This window comes from Pseudomonas violetae (assembly GCF_023072615.1).
Lineage (GTDB): Bacteria > Pseudomonadota > Gammaproteobacteria > Pseudomonadales > Pseudomonadaceae > Aquipseudomonas > Aquipseudomonas violetae.
On record NZ_JAKNRW010000009.1, the window covers coordinates 117,705 to 136,104 of the forward strand.

An 18,400-nucleotide genomic window follows, 5' to 3' on the forward strand; every position below is an offset into this window, starting at 1 on the left:
GGCTACGCTCGATCGAGAAAATACCACATAAAGCGCGCTTGTATCTCACGGAAAGTTACACTCTTGAAAATTCCGCTTTAGGAAATTTTTCGTTTGTTATTGCGACAATTCCTAATCGATCATTGGTCTATTCTATTGCATTGCTTCCAACACGCGGTCTACCGTCTTTTTTCAACTCCGGTTTCAGCTCATCGAACGATCACTACCGTCGCTAACCAATCGGACAGTTTTCATGGATAAGGGTAATGGCACAGATGTTGGGGGATTTATTAAGACCATGCCAGCTGTCAATCTCCAACCAGAGTTTGAGAGTGTTGTCGGAGATGTCTGCTCGACCTTGGTCGAGGCGCTCGGGACGGTAGTAGATAGCATCTACCTATATGGCAGCGTTGCCCGCGGACAAGCGAGACCAGGTGAGTCAGACCTGGATGTGACCCTGCTGATCAATGGTCAAATTGAACTTTATAACAGCCAGCTAGAGCGTATAAAGGATGAGTTAGAGGAACGACATCCAGAAGTCACCAAGATTGATTTCGATGTAGGAACTCGCACTGAAACTCTGGCTCCTGAGAACCATTTTAGCTGGGGCTACTGGCTAAAACATCATTGCCGGTGTGTATGGGGGAGTGACCTTAGCAGCGAGTTTCAACGTTTTAAGCCCTCACGCGAGATCGCAATGGCAGTCAACGGCGATTTCGCTCGGGTGCTAAGGCAATACGCCACGTCGATTGAGTGTACGACTGACACCGAGCAACTACTGCGCTTGCAGCGGGAGGCGTCCCGAAAACTCATCAGGTCGACGAACATTCTGCGTCTGGATCAGGAACAATCGTGGCCTCTCTCACTTGAGGATTATGTAGAGCTCTTTTTACGAGTCGCTCCAGAAATGAAACATGAAATTGAATATTTCCTGAGGCATGCAAGGGTGCCAGACTCCGAAGCAAATACTTTTTCGACGAACCTCAGATCCTTTATTGACTGGATGCTCGAGCGGCAAGCACGTCGCGGTACCCTACCTAAAGGATAGCGTGATGGCGCTTCTAAACCTCTAAGCAGACAGGTTTCAGCCATAGCTGGATGGGCATGCGCTTGGCTATGATTAACCCGCCCACAACGCATGCTGCCATACCCAAAAAACGGGAACCTGCCCCCAACGTACGCTTATCCTGATGTGCATGGCCCACCGGTTCCACTCGAACGGGGCGCTGGGGAGTCCAGCGGGAGCAAGCTCCCTCGCCACAAAAAACGGCACCCGAAGGCGCCGTTTGTTTTCTACCGATTACCGCTAAGCGATCAACCCGCCAATACCGCCTGCTGAACCAGGCTCAGCAACGGCTGTGGGTACACGCCGAGGAAGAAGGCGACCACCGCGATGGCCAGCAGCATCACACCGCCTGCACGTTGTTCCCAGTGCAGTTGCGCATCGTGGCGACGCAGGTTTGGTTCGATCAGGAACAGCGTGACCATGACGCGCAGGTAGTAGAAGACGCCGATGGCGCTGCCCAGTACCAGGGAACCGACCAGCCACCATTGGTGCGACTCGACACCGGTAGCGATGATGTAGAACTTGCCGATGAAGCCCGCAGTCAGCGGGATACCGGCCAGGGACAGCATCATCACGGTCAGTACCGCAGTCAGGTAAGGACGGCGCCAGAACAGGCCGCGGTATTCGTACAGGGCATCGGCGTCACGGCCGTTGTACGGCGAGGACATCAGCGTGATCACGCCGAAGGCGCCGAGGCTGGTGATGACGTAGGTGACCAGGTACACGCCGATGGCTTCCACGGCCAGACCCTTGCTCGCCACCAGGGCGATCAGCAGGTAGCCGAAGTGCGCGATGGACGAGTAACCCAGCAGACGCTTGAGGTTGCTCTGGGTCAGGGCCAGCAGGTTACCGAACAGGATCGAGGCGATGGCGATGATGGTCAGTACGTCGCTGAGCACGCCACTGCTCGCCGCTGGCGAGATCTGGAACAGGCGCACCATCACCGCGAACACGGCGACTTTCGAAGCGGTGGCCAGGAACGCAGCCACCGGTGCCGGAGCACCTTCGTAGACGTCTGGAGTCCAGAGGTGGAACGGTACCAGCGACAGCTTGAACGCCAGGCCGACCAGCATCATGCCCAGGCCCAGTTGCGCCAGCGAGCTTGGCAGGCCGGTAGCCGCCAGGGCCTGGCCGATACCGACGAAGCTCAGGCTACCGGAGTCGGCGTAGAGCAGAGCCATACCGAACAACAGGAACGCGGAACCGGCTGCCGACAGCACCATGTACTTGATGCCGGCTTCCAGAGAACGCTTGTTGAAGAAGGCGTAAGCCACCAGACCGTAGACCGGCACCGAGAGCAGTTCCAGACCGATGAACAAGCCGGCCAGGTGCTGCGCGCTGACCAGGACCAGGCCGCCCAGGGCGGACATCAGGATCAGCAGGTAAAGTTCTTCACGGTTGCCCGGGTAACCCGAACCCCCATCGCCAAGGTAGGCGTGGGCGAGGGTCACACAGGCGAGGGTGGCGACCAGGATCAGCGCCATATACAAGCACGCGAAGCTATCGATCTGCAGCAACGGAGTCACGGCCAGGGGCGCAACTTTCAGGGCAGGCAGGATCGACAGCAGCGCCAGGTTCAGACCTGCCACCGAAATCAGGAAGGTCTGCGAGTGGTTACGGCGCCAGGCAATCGCCAGCATCACCACGATGATCGTGACGGTGGTGATCAACAGCGGCGCCAGCGCGATAAAGTGTTGAGTCGTGAATTCCATAGCGCTCTTACCGGGCCGAAGCGAGTTGAGTGAAGGCGGTACTGAGCCATTGCTGCACGCCATGCATCGTGGCGGCAGAGGTATCGAGGAACGGTTGCGGGTACACGCCGAGGTAAATCAGCAGTACCGCCAGGCCCAGCACCATGATCAGTTCGCGAGCATCCATGCCATGCAGCACCGCGTCCGATTTGGAGGGGCCGAAGTAGGCACGGTGAATCATGATCAGCGAGTACACCGAACCAAACACCAGGCCGGTCGTGGCAATCGATGTGATCCATGGAGCGCTGGCGAACGTGCCGAGCAGGATCAGGAACTCGCCCACAAAGTTACCGGTGCCCGGCAAGCCCAAGGACGCGGCAGCGAAGAACAGGCTGATGGCGGGCAGGTAGGCAATCTTCGACCACAGGCCACCCATCTGACGCATGTCGCGGGTATGGGTGCGTTCGTACAGCTGACCACTGAGGATAAACAGTGCAGCGGCCGAAACGCCGTGAGCCAGCATCTGCATCACTGCGCCCTGCAGCGCGAGCTGGCTGCCGGAGTAGATGCCGATCAGGACGAAACCCATGTGGGAAACGGACGAGAAGGCGATCAGACGCTTGATGTCGGTTTGCGCGAATGCCAGGAAAGCACCGTAGAAGATCCCGATCAGACCCAGGGTCATGGCGATCGGCGCGAACTCGGCCGAAGCATTCGGGAACAGCGGCAGGGCGAAACGCAGCAGACCGTAGGCAGCGGTTTTCAACAGGATACCGGCCAGGTCGACCGAACCCGCTGTAGGCGCCTGGGCGTGAGCATCAGGCAACCAAGAGTGGAACGGCACGACTGGCAGCTTCACCGCGAAGGCGATGAAGAAGCCCAGCATCAGGATGTACTCGGTGGTGAGCGACATCTTGGTTTTCAACAGGTCGGCGTAGTTGAAGGTAATCACGCCGGTGTTGTTGAAGTTGACCAGTACCAGACCGAGGATCGCCACCAACATGATCAGGCCGGAAGCCTGGGTGAAGATGAAGAACTTGGTCGCCGCGTAGATCCGGGTTTTCTTGCCGTCCGAAGAACTGTGACCCCAGAGCGCGATGAGGAAGTACATCGGCACCAGCATCATTTCCCAGAAGAAGAAGAACATGAACAGGTCGAGGGCGAGGAACACGCCGACGACACCGCCCAGGATCCACATCAGGTTCAGGTGGAAAAAGCCAACGTGGCGTTGAATCTCTTTCCACGAGCACAGTACCGAGAGGATACCCAGCAGGCCGGTCAGCAGGATCATCAACAGCGACAGGCCGTCGAGGGCCAAGTGCACGCTGATGCCGAAGCGCTGGATCCAGGTGTGCTTGAACTCAAGCGCCCAGGTCGGATCGGCGCCAGGCGCCGGGGCAAACGAATAGTTGCCGGTTGCCCACAGCCAGAGGCCGATAGCGAGCAACAGGGACATGGTGATCAGCGCAATCCAGCGCGGGAGGGTAGCGCCGAAGCGCTCTCCCATCCAGCACAGCAGGCCGCCGATGAAGGGGATCAGGATTAGCCAAGGCAGAATCATGACGGGCTCAATTCCTTTCGCAAGTTCGCAAGGTTCATATTCAGACCGCTACCAGCACGATGGCGCCGATGACCAGCACGGAGCCGGCTGCCATCGAGGCCGCGTACCAACGCAGTTGACCGGTTTCGGTACGGCTCAAGGCAGTGTGACCGCCCTTGGCCATACGCGGGATCAGGCCGATGGTCTGGTCCAGCGGGTCTTTGCGCAGTACGTGGCTGATTGCCAGGTAAGGCTTGACGAACAGTTTGTCGTAGATCCAGTCGAAGCCCCAGGCAGCGAACCACCAGGCCGAAAGGAAGCGGCCGATACCGCTGTTGGCGATTGCAGTGACGAAACGACGCTTGCCGAGGAACAGCAAGGCGGCCAGCAGGATACCGGCCAGGGCGATGGCGCCCGAAGCGATTTCCAGACTGTGCTTGGCTTCGCCGCCGGCATGCCCGACGCTTTGCGGCAGCACGCCGTGCAGTGGTGGAACGATCATCGCACCGATGGCGGTGGACAATACGATCAGCACCGACAGGGGCAGCCAGTGAGCGATGCCATGACCGGCGTGCGCTTCAGTCTTCGCTTCACCGTGGAACGCGATGAAGATCAGGCGGAAGGTGTACAGCGAAGTCATGAACGCGCCGACCAGACCTGCATACAGCAGACCATGGTTGCCGCTGGCGAACGCTTCCCAGAGGATTTCGTCCTTGGAGTAGAAGCCTGCGGTCACCAGTGGCAGGGCCGACAAGGCCGCGCCGCCGACGATGAAGCTGGCGTAGGCCAGTGGCAGTTTCTTCCACAGGCCGCCCATCTTGAAGATGTTCTGCTCGTGGTGGCAGGCAACGATTACCGCGCCGGAAGCAAGGAACAGCAGTGCCTTGAAGAAGGCGTGGGTCATCAAGTGGAAAATCGCGCCATCCCATGCGCCAACGCCCAGGGCCAGGAACATGTAGCCGATCTGGCTCATGGTCGAGTAGGCGAGGATACGTTTGATGTCGGTCTGCACCAGTGCGGCAAAACCGGCCAGCACCAGGGTCACACCGCCGACGATGCCGACCAGTTGCAGGATGTCCGGGGCCAGTGCAAACAGGCCGTGGGTCCGGGCGATCAGGTAGACACCGGCGGTGACCATGGTCGCGGCGTGGATCAGTGCCGACACCGGAGTCGGACCGGCCATCGCGTCCGCCAGCCAGGTTTGCAGTGGCAGTTGCGCGGATTTACCAACGGCGCCACCCAGCAGCATCAGGGTCGCCAGGACGATCCAGAAATCGCCGACCTGGAACTTCTGCGGTGCCAATACCAGCAGCTCCTGGACATTTAGCGTGCCCAGTTGCACGAACAGGATGAACAGGCCGATGGCCATGAACACGTCGCCGATGCGGGTCACGATAAAGGCTTTGAGTGCCGCGTTACCGTTGTTGCGGTTGCTGTAGTAGAAACCGATCAACAGGTATGAGCACAGGCCCACGCCTTCCCAGCCGAAGTACAGGAACAACAGGTTATCGCCCAGGATCAGGAACAGCATGCTGGCGATAAACAGGTTGGTGTAAGCGAAGAAGCGCGAGTAACCGTCTTCACCGCGCATGTACCAGGACGCGAACAGGTGGATCAGAAAGCCGACGCCCACCACCACGCCAAGCATGGTCACGGACAGGCCATCCAGGTACAGGGCGAAGTTCGGCGTGAAGCCTTCCACCGCCATCCACTGCCACAACACCTGGGTGTAATGGCCGCCTTCCGGCGGGGCGACGTTGAATTGCCAGATCACGTAGGCCGAGACGATGGCAGACAGGCCGATGGAACCGACGCCGATCAGCGCCGACAGGTTTTCCGAAAAGCGTCCCCGGGAGAACGACAGCAGCAGGAAACCGATGAGAGGGAATACGAAAGTCAGATAGAGAAGATTCATCCGCGCATCTCGCTGGCAGCGTCGATATCGAGAGTGTGGAAGCGGCGATACAGCTGCAACAGAATCGCCAGGCCAATACTGGCCTCGGCGGCGGCCAGGCTGATCACCAGGATGAACATGATCTGTCCATCCGGCTGACCCCAGCGGCTACCGGCGACGATGAAGGCCAAAGCGGAGGCATTCATCATGACCTCCAGGCTCATCAGCACGAAGAGAATGTTGCGGCGGACCATCAGGCCGACCAGACCGAGGCAGAACAGGATGCCGGCAACCGCCAGGCCATGTTCCAAGGGGATAGCAGGCATAGTTATTGCTCCTTCGCCTCGTTACGGCCCAGGTGGAATGCCGTGACGGCTGCGGCAAGCAGCAGCATCGAGGCGAGTTCGACCACCAGCAGGTAAGGACCGAAGAGGCTGATGCCCACGGCCTTGGCGTCTACGGTGGTGTGGCCGATGGCCTGGCCGCTCTGGTGGGCGAACAGCACATACAGCAGTTCAACCAGCAACAGCATGCCGAGGATGGTCGGGCCAAGCCAGATGCCGGGCTTGAGCCAGACGCGCTCCTGCTGAACCGAGGCCGGGCCAAGGTTCAGCATCATCACCACGAACACGAACAGCACCATGATGGCGCCAGCGTAGGCGATCACTTCCAGGACGCCGGCAAACGGCGCGCCGAGGGCGAAAAACGTCATGGCCACGGCGATCAGCGAAATGATCAGGTAGAGCAGGGCGTGCACGGGGTTGGTGTGGGTGATCACGCGAAGCGTGGACACCACAGCGATACCCGATGCGAAATAGAAAGCGAATTCCATCTTTCTTCCTTAAGGCAGCAAGCTCTTCACGTTGATCGGTTCGGCTTCATTTTGCGCGGCGCCTTTAGGCTTACCGGCAATTGCCATACCTGCAACACGATAGAAGTTGTAATCAGGGTTTTTGCCGGGGCCGGAGATCAGCAGATCTTCTTTCTCGTAAACCAGGTCCTGACGTTTGAACTCGGCCATCTCGAAATCCGGTGTCAGCTGGATCGCGGTGGTCGGGCAGGCTTCCTCGCAGAGGCCGCAGAAAATGCAGCGCGAGAAGTTGATGCGGAAGAACTCCGGGTACCAGCGACCGTCTTCGGTTTCGGCTTTCTGCAGCGAGATACATCCCACCGGGCACGCCACGGCGCACAGATTGCAGGCAACACAACGCTCTTCGCCGTCAGGGTCGCGGGTCAGGACGATACGACCACGGTAGCGCGGCGGCAGGTAGACCTGCTCTTCCGGGTACTGCAGCGTGTCGCGCTTGCGGAAGGCATGGCCGAAGATCATCACCAGGCTGCGAAGCTGGGTGAAGAAGCCATGCACGATGTCAATTATGTACTTCATGATTCTCTATCCTCACTGAGCCGCGACGGCGGGCGTGTTAAGCAACACGATCGCAGCGGTCACCAGCATGTTGACGAGGGTCAGCGGCAGGCAGAACTTCCAGCTGAAATCCATCACTTGGTCATACCGTGGGCGCGGAATCGAGGCGCGCAGCAGGATGAAGATCATGATGAAGAACGCGGTTTTCAGTGCAAACCAGATGAACGGTATCTGCGGCAGAATGCCGAACGGACCATGCCAGCCACCGAAGAACAAGGTCACCAGCAGCGCCGAAATCAACACGATGCCGATGTATTCGCCGACGAAGAACATGCCCCATTTCATGCCGGCGTATTCAATGTGGTAACCGTCGGCCAGTTCCTGCTCCGCTTCCGGCTGGTCGAACGGGTGACGGTGAGTCACGGCGACGCCAGCGATGAAGAAGGTCAGGAAACCGAAAATCTGCGGAATGATGAACCACAGGTTCTGCGCTTGATATTCGACGATGTCGCGCATGTTGAACGAGCCGACCTGGATCACGATGCCCATCAGCGACAGGCCCATGAACACTTCGTACGACACGGTCTGCGCCGAGGCCCGCAAGCTGCCCAGCAGGGCGAACTTGTTGTTACTCGCCCAGCCGGCGAACAACACCGCATAGACCGACAGGCCGGCCATGGCGAAGAAGAACAGGATGCCGATGTTGATGTCCGCCACGCCCCAGGTCGGGGTGATCGGGATGATCGCGAAGGCAATCAGCAGGGCGCTCATGGCCACTACCGGTGCCAGGGTGAAGATCATCTTGTCGGCGAACGGTGGCGTCCAGTCTTCCTTGAAGAACATCTTGATCATGTCGGCCGCGATCTGGAATGCGCCGAACGGGCCGACGCGGTTCGGACCGTAACGGTCCTGCCAGAGGGCAAGCAGACGACGCTCCACCCAGCTCAGCAGCGCGCCGCACACCACCACGGCGAGCAGAATCACGATGGCCTTGAGGACCGCGATGATCACGTCAATCACTTCAGGCGTGAACCAGGTCATTGAGCTGCCTCCTGCAGACCGTCAACGGTTTTGCCAAAGATCGCCGGTGGAATGCCGGCAATACCCGCGGGCAATGCAACCAGGCCAGCACCCAGCTCTTCGTTGATACGCAGCGGCAGACGCAGGGTCTGGCCAGCAACGTTCAAGCTCAGCAAGGCACCTTCATTGACACCCAGGCGGTCGGCTTCAGATTTGGCCAACGCGACATAGGCGGCTGGAATGCGTTCCTGAACCGGTGCGGCCTTCGAAGAGTTCTCTTCGCTGCCGAACAGATGGAAGAACGGCACGACTTGCCAGGTGCCTTGAGCCGGGTTGAACGCGCGCGGAACGCTGGCGAACCAGTTCAGCGAATCACCGGTGCTTTCGATCAGGCGGGTGCCCGGGTCGCCAGCGCGGATGTGACCACCGACTTCGTCCTGGAACTTGTTCCAGGCCTGTGGCGAGTTCCAACCCGGGGACCAGGCGAATGGCACTTGCTGACGCGGTTCGACCGAGCCCGAGTAACCTTCCATCGAGAAGTTGAACGCGGTGTCGTTGTCTTGCGGGGTACGCGGTTCATGGACGCTGATGTCAGCGCGCATGGCGGTACGACCGGAATAACGCAGCGGTTCACGGGCCAGTTTCATGCCCTTGATACGGAACGAGGCAGACGGCGCGGCATCAACGATACGTGCCAGCTGCGGAGTGCTCGAGGCAACGGCAGCGGTGACGTGGTCCAGTTGGGTCCAGTCGATCGGCTGGTTCAGCAGGGTTGAGCGCAGGGCGTGCAGCCAGCGCCAGCCTTCGTGGACCAGGATGCTCGCGTCCATGTACTTTGGATCGAATACCTGGAAGAAGCGCTGGGCACGGCCTTCCTGGCTGACCAGGGTGCCGTCGCCTTCAGCGAAGCTGGCAGCTGGCAGGACCAGGTGCGCACGATCGCTGGTGGCGGTCTTCTGATGGTCGGCGACGATCAGCACTTTCGCAGCGTTCAGGGCAGCATCGACCAGCGCCTTGTCGGTGCGGGTATACAGATCGTTTTCCAGCACGACGATGGCGTCGGCCTTGCCGTCAATTACCGATTGCAGCGCAGCGTCGACCGATTCACCACCGAGCATGGCCAGGCCGAGGCTATTGGCCTCTGGCACGATCAGGCTGATGGAGCCGTTCTTCTCGCGCAGCTTCAAGGCTTTGGCGATGTTTGCCGCCGCTTCGATCAGGGCCTTGGAGCCCAGCGAAGTGCCGGCAATGATCAGCGGACGCTTGGCCGCGAGCAGGGCGTCGGCAATGCGCTTGGCCAGGTCCAGTGCTTCGGTGTCCAGGCCTTCAACGGCCGGAGCACTGGCGTCGAGGGCGTGAGCCACGGCGAAACCGATACGAGCCAGGTCGTCAGGCGCAGCGTGTACACATTCTTCAGCGATGTCGTCGAGCTTGGTTTCAGCCAGGCTGGCGATGAACAGCGGGTGCAGCGCATGCTGACCGATGTTCTTCACTGCTGCATCGAGCCAAGGCTGGACGCGCATGGCGTCGGCCATGTCTTCGGCTTTACCCTTGACCGACTGACGCAGGGACAGCGCCATGCGGGCAGCGGTTTGGGTCAGGTCTTCACCGAGGACGAAAATCGCGTCATGGTCTTCGATGTCGCGCATGTTCGGGATCGGCAGCGGGCTGTCTTTGAGCACCTGCATGACCAGACGAATGCGTTCCAGCTCGGCGGTTTCGATACCCGAGTAGAAGTGCTCGGCGCCAACCAGTTCGCGCAATGCATAGTTGCTTTCGAGGCTGGCACGGGGCGAGCCGATACCAACGATGTTGCGACCGCGCAGCAGGTCAGCGGCTTTGTCCAGCGCTTCGTCGAGACTCAGCTTGGTGCCATTGGCCAGCAATGGCTGACGCGGGCGGTCTTCGCGGTTGACGTAGCCATAGCCGAAACGGCCACGGTCGCACAGGAAGTACTGGTTGACCGAACCGTTGAAGCGGTTTTCGATACGACGCAGTTCACCGTAACGTTCGCCCGGGGATATGTTGCAACCGCTGGAGCAGCCATGGCAGATGCTCGGCGAGAACTGCATGTCCCACTTGCGGTTGTAGCGCTCGGAGTGAGTCTTGTCGGTGAACACACCGGTCGGGCAGACCTCGGTGAGGTTGCCGGAGAACTCGCTTTCCAGGGGGCCGTCTTCAACGCGACCGAAGTACACGTTGTCGTGGGCGCCGAACACACCGAGGTCAGTGCCGCCGGCGTAGTCCTTATAGAAGCGCACGCAGCGGTAGCAAGCGATGCAGCGGTTCATCTCGTGGGAAATGAACGGGCCCAGTTGCTGGTTCTGGTGGGTACGCTTGGTGAAGCGGTAACGGCGCTCGTTGTGGCCGGTCATTACCGTCATGTCTTGCAGGTGGCAGTGACCGCCTTCTTCACAGACCGGGCAGTCGTGAGGGTGGTTGGTCATCAGCCATTCGACGACGCTGGCGCGAAACACTTTCGCTTCTTCGTCGTCGATGGAGATCCAGCTGCCGTCGGTGGCGGGGGTCATGCAGGACATGACAATCCGACCACGGGTGTCGTTGGCGTCGGTGTACTGCTTGACCGCGCACTGGCGGCAAGCGCCAACGCTGCCAAGGGCGGGGTGCCAGCAGAAATAAGGGATATCGAGGCCTAGTGACAGACATGCCTGTAACAGGTTGTCTGCCCCATCGACTTCGAGCTCTTTGCCGTCTACGTGGATAGTGGCCATGGTTCAAAGTTCTTCGTTGGCCCGGTGTCAGCGGGCGTGGCTAATGGAATCTTGTGTTCGTGCGAATCAAAACAGCCTCCAAAGGCGTCATCGCACGAGAAGGTGAAGGGCACGGACCCTTCGCCTTTTTAAGCGTTTACGCGCCGACTACGATCGGCCTTGCCAGAGGCGGGACGGCGGCGCTGATAGGCGCGATGCCGGCTTCGAACTCATGGCGGAAGTATTTGATTGCGCTGCCCAGTGGCTCCACGGCGCCCGGTGCGTGAGCACAGAAGGTCTTGCCAGGGCCGAGGAAACCGACCAGACCCAGCAGGGTCTCGATATCGCCGGCTTGCCCTTCACCGTTCTCGATCGCACGCAGCAGCTTGACGCTCCACGGCAGACCGTCACGGCATGGGGTGCAGAAGCCACACGATTCGCGGGAGAAGAACTCTTCCATGTTGCGCAGCAGGGAAACCATGTTGACGCTGTCGTCCACCGCCATGGCCAGGCCGGTACCCATGCGGGTGCCCACTTTGGCGATGCCGCCGGCGTACATTTGTGCGTCGAGGTGTTCCGGCAACAGGAAACCGGTACCGGCGCCGCCTGGCTGCCAAGCCTTGAGCTTGAAGCCGTCGCGCATGCCGCCGGCGTAGTCTTCGAACAACTCGCGACCGGTGACGCCGAATGGCAGCTCCCACAGGCCCGGGTTCTTGACCTTGCCGGAGAAGCCCATGAGCTTGGTGCCCATGTCTTCACTGCCTTCACGGGCCAACGATTTGTACCAGTCCACGCCGTCGGCAATGATCGCCGGCACGTTGCACAGGGTTTCAACGTTGTTCACGCACGTCGGCTTGCCCCACACGCCAACGGCGGCAGGGAAGGGCGGCTTGGAACGCGGGTTGGCGCGGCGGCCTTCGAGGGAGTTGATCAGTGCGGTTTCTTCACCGCAGATGTAACGCCCGGCGCCGGTGTGGACGAACAGCTCGAAATCAAAACCGCTGCCCAGAATGTTCTTGCCCAGCAGGCCCGCTGCCTTGGCTTCTTCCACGGCACGGTTCAGGTGCTTGGCGGCGGTGGTGTATTCGCCGCGCAGGAAGATGTAGCCACGGTAGGTTTTCAGCGCGCGAGCACTGATCAGCATGCCTTCGATCAGCAGATGGGGCAGTTGCTCCATCAGCATGCGGTCTTTCCAGGTGTTCGGCTCCATTTCATCCGCGTTGCACAGCAGGTAGCGGATGTTGATGGATTCGTCCTTGGGCATCAGGCCCCACTTCACGCCAGTGGGGAAGCCGGCACCGCCGCGACCTTTCAGGCCGGCGTCTTTCACGGTCTGGACGATATCGTCCTGGGCCATTTCGGCGAAGGCCTTGCGCGCAGCGGCATAACCATTCTTGGCCTGGTACTCGTCGAGCCACACGGCCTCGCCGTCGTCACGCAGGCGCCAGGTCAGCGGGTGAGTCTCAGCCGACCGCTTGATACGGTTGGCAGGACCAAAGGAAGTCAGGGTCATACGTAGCCCTCGAGCAATTTGGCAACGCCGGCTGGCTGTACATCACCGAACGTGTCGTCGTCGATCATCAACGCCGGCGCCTTGTCGCAGTTGCCGAGGCAGCAGACCGGCAGCAGGGTGAAACGACCGTCGGCAGTGGTCTGACCCAGGCCGATGCCCAGATTGCTTTGGATTTCGCTGACCACGGACTCGTGGCCGCCGATGTAGCAGACCATGCTGTCGCAGACGCGAATGATGTGACGACCAACCGGCTGACGGAAGATCTGGCTGTAGAACGTTGCCACGCCTTCAACATCGCTGGCCGGGATGCCGAGGATTTCGCCGATGGCGTACAGGGCGCCATCAGGCACCCAGCCACGTTCCTTCTGGACGATCTTCAGGGCTTCGATCGACGCCGCGCGCGGGTCTTCGTAGTGATGCAACTCGTGCTCGATGGCCGAGCGCTCGGTTTCACTCAAGGTGAAACGGTCTGTCTGGATAAGCGTGCTGTTCATGCTTAGCGGTCCACGTCGGCCATAACGAAATCGATACTACCCAGGTACGCGATCAAGTCCGCGACCATGCTGCCTTTGATCACCGAAGGGATCTGCTGCAGGTGCGGGAAGCTTGGAGTACGAATCCGGGTGCGGTAGCTCATGGTGCCGCCATCGCTCGTCAGGTAATAACTGTTGATGCCCTTGGTCGCTTCGATCATCTGGAAGGATTCGTTGGCCGGCATGACCGGGCCCCACGAAACTTGCAGGAAGTGCGTGATCAGGGTCTCGATGTGCTGCAGCGTGCGCTCTTTCGGCGGCGGCGTAGTCAGCGGGTGATCCGCCTTGTACGGCCCTTCCGGCATGTTGCGCATGCACTGTTCGATGATCTTGATGCTCTGGCGCATTTCTTCGACGCGCACGATGCAACGATCGTAGGCATCGCCATTGGCCGCCAGCGGCACTTCGAACTCGAAATTCTCGTAACCGGAGTACGGGCGCGCTTTACGCAGGTCGAAGTCGCAACCGGTCGAACGCAGGCCGGCACCGGTGACGCCCCATTCCAGGGCCTCTTTGGTGTTGTAGGCAGCGACGCCGATGGTCCGGCCTTTGAGGATGCTGTTGTCCAGGGCGGCTTTCTGGTATTCGTCCAGACGCTTTGGCATCCACTCGACGAAGTCTTTCACCAGTTTTTCCCAGCCGCGCGGCAGGTCGTGGGCGACGCCACCGATGCGGTACCAGGCCGGGTGTAGACGGAAACCGGTAATGGCTTCGATCACCGTGTACGCCTTCTGGCGGTCGGTGAAGGTGAAGAACACCGGGGTCATGGCACCGACGTCCTGGATGTACGTACCCAGGAACAGCAGGTGGCTGGTGATCCGGAAGAACTCGGCCATCATGATCCGGATGACGTCGACCTTCTCAGGCACCTTGATGCCGGCCAGCTTCTCGACCGAGAGCACGTACGGCAGGTTGTTCATCACGCCGCCGAGGTAGTCGATACGGTCGGTGTACGGAATGAAGCTGTGCCAGGACTGACGCTCGGCCATCTTCTCGGCACCACGGTGGTGGTAGCCAACGTCTGGCACGCAGTCGACGATTTCTTCACCGTCCAGCTGCAGGATGATGCGGAATGCACCGTGCGCGGAAGGGTGGTTCGGGCCGAGGTTGAGGAACATGTAGTCTTCGTTCGCCCCGGAACGCTTCATACCCCAGTCTTCAGGCTTGAAGCGCGCTGCTTCTTCTTCAAGCTGTTGCTTGGCCAGGGTCAGGCTGAACGGGTCGAACTCGGTGGCACGGGCCGGGAAGTCCTTGCGCAGCGGGTGACCTTCCCAGGTCGGCGGCATCATGATGCGGGTCAGGTGCGGGTGACCTTTGAAGTCGATGCCGTACATGTCCCACACTTCACGCTCGTACCAGTTGGCGTTCGGCCAGATGCTGGTGACGGTCGGTACGCTGAGGTCGCTCTCGGACAAGGCGACCTTGATCATGACGTCACTATTACGTTCGATCGACATCAAGTGATAGAACACAGTGAAATCGGCGCCGCTTGGCAGCCCTTGACGCTTGGTGCGCAGGCGCTCGTCCACGCCGTGCAGGTCATAGAGCATGACGTACGGCTTGGGCAGGTTGCGCAGGAAGCTCAGGACTTCAAAAAGTTTGGCACGGGCAACCCAAAGCACTGGCATGCCAGTGCGGGTCGGCTGGGCGGTGAACGCCTCGGGGCCAAAACGGTTGTTCAGTTCGACGACCACATCCTGGTCGTCTGCCTTGTAAGGCGGGATGTACAGAGCACTGCCTGTAGTCATGGTTATTTATCGCTTTCGGTCAACGTAAAGAATGAAGCCAGTGTCTCGTTCTATTAAAGAAGCAGAGCTGGATCAGACTTCGTCGGGGCTGCGCAGGTTGGTGACTGCGATTCGCTGTTCGCGGCGCTGTTCCTTTTGCGAAGGCATCTCGGCGCGGTACACGCCTTGATCGCCGACGACCCAGGAAAGCGGACGACGCTCCTGTCCAATCGACTCCTGCAACAGCATCAAGCCTTGCAGAAAAGCTTCAGGGCGGGGCGGGCAGCCAGGCACGTAGACGTCCACGGGCAGGAACTTGTCCACCCCTTGAACGACGGAGTAGATGTCGTACATGCCACCGGAGTTGGCGCACGAACCCATGGAGATAACCCATTTAGGCTCGAGCATTTGCTCGTAGAGACGCTGGATGATCGGCGCCATCTTGATGAAGCAGGTACCGGCGATAACCATAAAATCCGCCTGACGCGGCGATGCCCGGATAACCTCGGCGCCAAAGCGCGCGATGTCGTGGGGCGCCGTGAAGGCGGTGGTCATTTCCACGTAGCAGCACGAAAGACCGAAGTTATACGGCCACAGGGAGTTCTTGCGCCCCCAGTTGATCGTGCCGTTAAGCACGTCTTCGAGCTTGCCCATGAAAATGTTTTTGTGAACTTGATCTTCTAACGGATCGGAAACGGTTTCCCGCTCGCCAATCGGATACTGCTCGTTAGGAGCATCGGGGTCGATCCTGGTGAGATTGTATTGCATTGCCAAAGCCTCATTGTTTCAGCTTCGCCTGCCGCTTGCGCCGCGCTTCCGGAGCCCAGTCAAGGGCGCCCACTCGGAACAGGTAGACAAGACCTGCCAACAGAATTGCTATGAAAACGAGAGCTTCGACGAATCCGGTCCAGCCGCTTTCGCGGACGGACACAGACCAGGCAAAGAGAAAGAGGGCTTCGATATCGAAGATCACGAAGAGCATCGCGACCAGATAGAATTTGGCTGAGAGCCGCAAGCGGGCGCCACCTGTAGGTAGCATGCCGGACTCGAACGGTTCGTTTTTGCTGCGGCCCCAGGCTTTTGACCCAAGGAGGCTGGAAACGCCAAGCATGAAGGCGCAGAGGCCGACGACGCCCAGAAGGAAAATGGCAAAGCCCCAGTTGTGGGCCATGAGTCCTGTCGCTTCGGGCATGCTGGAAATCCTTAACAGAGAGCAAAGGTCTCTGAGCTTGAAAAAGAAACAACGCAGTGACGATATGTCGCAGCAATCAATCCCGCTGATTTTATGGCACAACACGGTGCAAGTAAAATTCCTATAGCGAAATTATTTATAGGAATAAGGACATTACGCACGGAAAAAGGGGTGTAGCCCTTGCGTTGCGGGCATTAGCCGGCTTTTCGGGAATTATGTTTTGTAGGGAATGTAACGAACACAGCTTGGTTTAAATGATAATCAATGCCGTTTGTGACGGTTTTCAAACTGTTTCTCAGGTTTATGGCTGGGAAGTTATCTTATATGTGCGCAACTGTAAGAGCTGACGAGTGCGATCTTTTGATTTTTTTAACAGCAAGATCAAAAGATCGCAGCCTGCGGCAGTTTCTACAGGGTTTTGTTGTTTCACGAAATCCCGCGCAAAAAAACGCCCCGAACCAGTCGGGGCGTCAGATGTGCGACGTTGCGGTTAGCTTTCTATTCGGTCCGCAACGGCCGTTTGCTCAGATCAGTGGAACTGTTCTTCTTCGGTCGAACCGGTCAGTGCGGTCACCGAGGACGAGCCGCCCTGGATCACGGTGGTCATGTCGTCGAAGTAGCCGGTGCCCACTTCCTGTTGGTGAGCCACGAAGGTGTAACCCTTGGCGGCGTCAGCGAACTCTTGCTCTTGCAGTTTCACGTAGGCAGTCATGTCGTTGCGGGCGTAGTCGTGCGCCAGGTTGAACATGCTGTGCCACATGTTGTGAATGCCGGCCAGGGTGATGAACTGGTGCTTGTAACCCATGGCGGACAGTTCGCGCTGGAACTTGGCGATGGTCGCGTCGTCCAGGTTTTTCTTCCAGTTGAAGGAAGGCGAGCAGTTGTACGACAGCAGTTGGTCCGGGTATTCCTTTTTGATCGCTTCAGCGAAGCGACGAGCCTCGTCCAGGTCCGGCTTGGCGGTTTCGCACCAGATCAGGTCAGCGTATGGAGCGTAGGCCAGGCCGCGAGCGATAGCCTGGTCCAGGCCTGCGCGCACTTTGTAGAAACCTTCCTGGGTACGTTCGCCAGTTACGAACGGCTGGTCGTAAGGGTCGCAATCGGAAGTCAGCAGGTCAGCCGCGTTAGCGTCGGTACGGGCCAGGATGATGGTCGGAGTACCGGCCACGTCAGCTGCCAAGCGAGCAGCGGTCAGCTTCTGTACGGCTTCCTGGGTAGGAACCAGTACCTTGCCGCCCATGTGGCCACATTTTTTCACGGAAGCCAGTTGGTCTTCGAAGTGAACGCCGGCGGCGCCTGCTTCGATCATGCTCTTCATCAGCTCGTAGGCGTTCAGTACCCCACCGAAACCGGCTTCGGCGTCAGCCACGATCGGCGCGAAGTAGTCGATGTAGCCTTCGTCACCCGGGCCTTTGCCGGCTTTCCACTGGATCTGGTCAGCGCGACGGAAGGAGTTGTTGATGCGCTTGACCACGGTTGGAACCGAGTCCACCGGGTACAGCGACTGGTCCGGGTACATCGATTCGGCGGAGTTGTTGTCCGCAGCCACTTGCCAGCCCGACAGGTAGATCGCCTGGATGCCGGCCTTGACTTGTTGTACAGCCTGGCCGCCGGTCAGGGCGCCCATGCAGTTGACGAAATCTTTCTCTGGGCGGAAGGACGGCTTGGCACCCTGGGTCACCAGGTTCCACAGCTTCTCGGCGCCGAGTTTTGCAAAGGTGTGCTCAGGTTGAACCGAGCCACGCAGGCGGACGACGTCAGCAGCGGAGTAGGCGCGTGTCACACCTTTCCAGCGTGGGTTTTCAGCCCAGTCTTTTTCGAGGGCTGCAATTTGCTGTTCGCGTGTCAGTGCCATGGAGATAAACCTCGTCGCGTCTTTTACGGAAAGTTGTTCTGCGGTGGAAAATACGTGCGCTCGCAGACCAGAAGCTTAGGCGGTCAAGTCGGATTCGGCGGGATTGGCGACGGGATGAACGATGGGCTCGAGGGGAAGTGAGCAGGTAAGGGCGAACTGGCGAACGCATTCGGGCGTCGTGGGCCCTGATGCAAACTTCAGTGTGGAGCCGGGTTACCTAATTACGCTTCCGTCCCTCGGGACAACTTCGTTCCAGTCGGCAATCTCGTCAAACACACCTTGTGGGCGGTACAGACACGAAGCGGTTCACGGG

At 59.3% G+C, this 18,400-nt stretch carries 15 protein-coding genes; 1 reads left to right on the plus strand and 14 read right to left on the minus strand.

The genetic code is table 11. From position 1 onward, the window contains the following. The first annotated feature begins 232 nt into the window (after nucleotides 1-232). Nucleotides 233-1,027, plus strand: a complete 795-nt coding sequence (locus L9059_RS13955; protein WP_247291610.1) for a nucleotidyltransferase family protein — start codon at nucleotides 233-235, stop codon at nucleotides 1,025-1,027. Nucleotides 1,028-1,293: 266 nt separating this feature from the next. On the opposite strand, the gene nuoN is transcribed toward L9059_RS13955, so the two are convergent. The 14 genes from nuoN to aceA form a co-directional block, all read right to left on the minus strand. Beyond that, a complete protein-coding gene (gene nuoN, locus L9059_RS13960; protein ID WP_247291611.1) occupies nucleotides 1,294-2,757 on the minus strand; it encodes an NADH-quinone oxidoreductase subunit NuoN in 1,464 nt (487 codons plus the stop codon). 7 nt (nucleotides 2,758-2,764) lie between these two features. Continuing rightward, entirely contained in the window at nucleotides 2,765-4,297 is a 1,533-nt protein-coding gene (nuoM, locus tag L9059_RS13965; RefSeq protein WP_247291612.1) for an NADH-quinone oxidoreductase subunit M, read from the minus strand. A gap of 40 nt (nucleotides 4,298-4,337) precedes the next feature. After that, nucleotides 4,338-6,191 carry an NADH-quinone oxidoreductase subunit L gene (nuoL, locus tag L9059_RS13970; RefSeq protein ID WP_247291613.1) on the minus strand — a complete coding sequence of 618 codons (1,854 nt, stop codon included), beginning with the start codon at nucleotides 6,189-6,191 and terminating at the stop codon, nucleotides 4,338-4,340. After that, nucleotides 6,188-6,496: an NADH-quinone oxidoreductase subunit NuoK gene (gene nuoK, locus L9059_RS13975; RefSeq protein WP_007905077.1), complete on the minus strand. Its 309-nt coding sequence runs from the start codon at nucleotides 6,494-6,496 to the stop codon at nucleotides 6,188-6,190. Before nuoK ends, nuoL begins: the two co-directional genes overlap by 4 nt. Before the next feature lie 2 nt (nucleotides 6,497-6,498). Then, nucleotides 6,499-7,002 (minus strand): NADH-quinone oxidoreductase subunit J, encoded by a 504-nt coding sequence (gene nuoJ, locus L9059_RS13980; RefSeq protein WP_247291614.1) that lies wholly within the window; start codon nucleotides 7,000-7,002, stop codon nucleotides 6,499-6,501. 9 nt (nucleotides 7,003-7,011) lie between these two features. Next, nucleotides 7,012-7,560, minus strand: coding sequence for an NADH-quinone oxidoreductase subunit NuoI (nuoI, locus tag L9059_RS13985; RefSeq protein WP_345894357.1), 549 nt, complete (start codon nucleotides 7,558-7,560; stop codon nucleotides 7,012-7,014). A gap of 9 nt (nucleotides 7,561-7,569) precedes the next feature. Beyond that, nucleotides 7,570-8,577 carry an NADH-quinone oxidoreductase subunit NuoH gene (gene nuoH, locus L9059_RS13990; RefSeq protein WP_247291616.1) on the minus strand — a complete coding sequence of 336 codons (1,008 nt, stop codon included), beginning with the start codon at nucleotides 8,575-8,577 and terminating at the stop codon, nucleotides 7,570-7,572. Continuing rightward, on the minus strand, nucleotides 8,574-11,288 hold the full coding sequence (nuoG, locus tag L9059_RS13995; RefSeq protein WP_247291617.1) for an NADH-quinone oxidoreductase subunit NuoG: 2,715 nt from the start codon (nucleotides 11,286-11,288) through the stop codon (nucleotides 8,574-8,576). Before nuoG ends, nuoH begins: the two co-directional genes overlap by 4 nt. Nucleotides 11,289-11,424: 136 nt before the next feature. Next, nucleotides 11,425-12,780, minus strand: coding sequence for an NADH-quinone oxidoreductase subunit NuoF (nuoF, locus tag L9059_RS14000; RefSeq protein ID WP_247291618.1), 1,356 nt, complete (start codon nucleotides 12,778-12,780; stop codon nucleotides 11,425-11,427). After that, nucleotides 12,777-13,274, minus strand: coding sequence for an NADH-quinone oxidoreductase subunit NuoE (nuoE, locus tag L9059_RS14005; protein ID WP_007946422.1), 498 nt, complete (start codon nucleotides 13,272-13,274; stop codon nucleotides 12,777-12,779). Before nuoE ends, nuoF begins: the two co-directional genes overlap by 4 nt. Before the next feature lie 2 nt (nucleotides 13,275-13,276). Further along, entirely contained in the window at nucleotides 13,277-15,061 is a 1,785-nt protein-coding gene (gene nuoC, locus L9059_RS14010) for an NADH-quinone oxidoreductase subunit C/D (RefSeq protein ID WP_247291619.1), read from the minus strand. Between the two features lie 72 nt (nucleotides 15,062-15,133). Continuing rightward, nucleotides 15,134-15,808, minus strand: a complete 675-nt coding sequence (locus tag L9059_RS14015; RefSeq protein WP_008146035.1) for a NuoB/complex I 20 kDa subunit family protein — start codon at nucleotides 15,806-15,808, stop codon at nucleotides 15,134-15,136. 10 nt (nucleotides 15,809-15,818) lie between these two features. Next, nucleotides 15,819-16,232: an NADH-quinone oxidoreductase subunit A gene (locus L9059_RS14020; RefSeq protein WP_003223812.1), complete on the minus strand. Its 414-nt coding sequence runs from the start codon at nucleotides 16,230-16,232 to the stop codon at nucleotides 15,819-15,821. Nucleotides 16,233-16,761: 529 nt separating this feature from the next. Continuing rightward, on the minus strand, nucleotides 16,762-18,087 hold the full coding sequence (gene aceA / locus L9059_RS14025; RefSeq protein WP_008032724.1) for an isocitrate lyase: 1,326 nt from the start codon (nucleotides 18,085-18,087) through the stop codon (nucleotides 16,762-16,764). Nucleotides 18,088-18,400: the final 313 nt, after the last annotated feature.

Bases quoted from the DNA above. Each gene is read 5' to 3' on its own strand.
- L9059_RS13955 (WP_247291610.1), top strand. From the start codon at position 233: ATGGATAAGGGTAATGGCACAGATGTTGGGGGATTTATTAAGACCATG.
- nuoN (WP_247291611.1), bottom strand. From the start codon at position 2,757: ATGGAATTCACGACTCAACACTTTATCGCGCTGGCGCCGCTGTTGATC.
- nuoM (WP_247291612.1), bottom strand. From the start codon at position 4,297: ATGATTCTGCCTTGGCTAATCCTGATCCCCTTCATCGGCGGCCTGCTG.
- nuoL (WP_247291613.1), bottom strand. From the start codon at position 6,191: ATGAATCTTCTCTATCTGACTTTCGTATTCCCTCTCATCGGTTTCCTG.
- nuoK (WP_007905077.1), bottom strand. From the start codon at position 6,496: ATGCCTGCTATCCCCTTGGAACATGGCCTGGCGGTTGCCGGCATCCTG.
- nuoJ (WP_247291614.1), bottom strand. From the start codon at position 7,002: ATGGAATTCGCTTTCTATTTCGCATCGGGTATCGCTGTGGTGTCCACG.
- nuoH (WP_247291616.1), bottom strand. From the start codon at position 8,577: ATGACCTGGTTCACGCCTGAAGTGATTGACGTGATCATCGCGGTCCTC.
- nuoG (WP_247291617.1), bottom strand. From the start codon at position 11,288: ATGGCCACTATCCACGTAGACGGCAAAGAGCTCGAAGTCGATGGGGCA.
- nuoF (WP_247291618.1), bottom strand. From the start codon at position 12,780: ATGACCCTGACTTCCTTTGGTCCTGCCAACCGTATCAAGCGGTCGGCT.
- nuoE (WP_007946422.1), bottom strand. From the start codon at position 13,274: ATGAACAGCACGCTTATCCAGACAGACCGTTTCACCTTGAGTGAAACC.
- nuoC (WP_247291619.1), bottom strand. From the start codon at position 15,061: ATGACTACAGGCAGTGCTCTGTACATCCCGCCTTACAAGGCAGACGAC.
- L9059_RS14015 (WP_008146035.1), bottom strand. From the start codon at position 15,808: ATGCAATACAATCTCACCAGGATCGACCCCGATGCTCCTAACGAGCAG.
- L9059_RS14020 (WP_003223812.1), bottom strand. From the start codon at position 16,232: ATGCCCGAAGCGACAGGACTCATGGCCCACAACTGGGGCTTTGCCATT.
- aceA (WP_008032724.1), bottom strand. From the start codon at position 18,087: ATGGCACTGACACGCGAACAGCAAATTGCAGCCCTCGAAAAAGACTGG.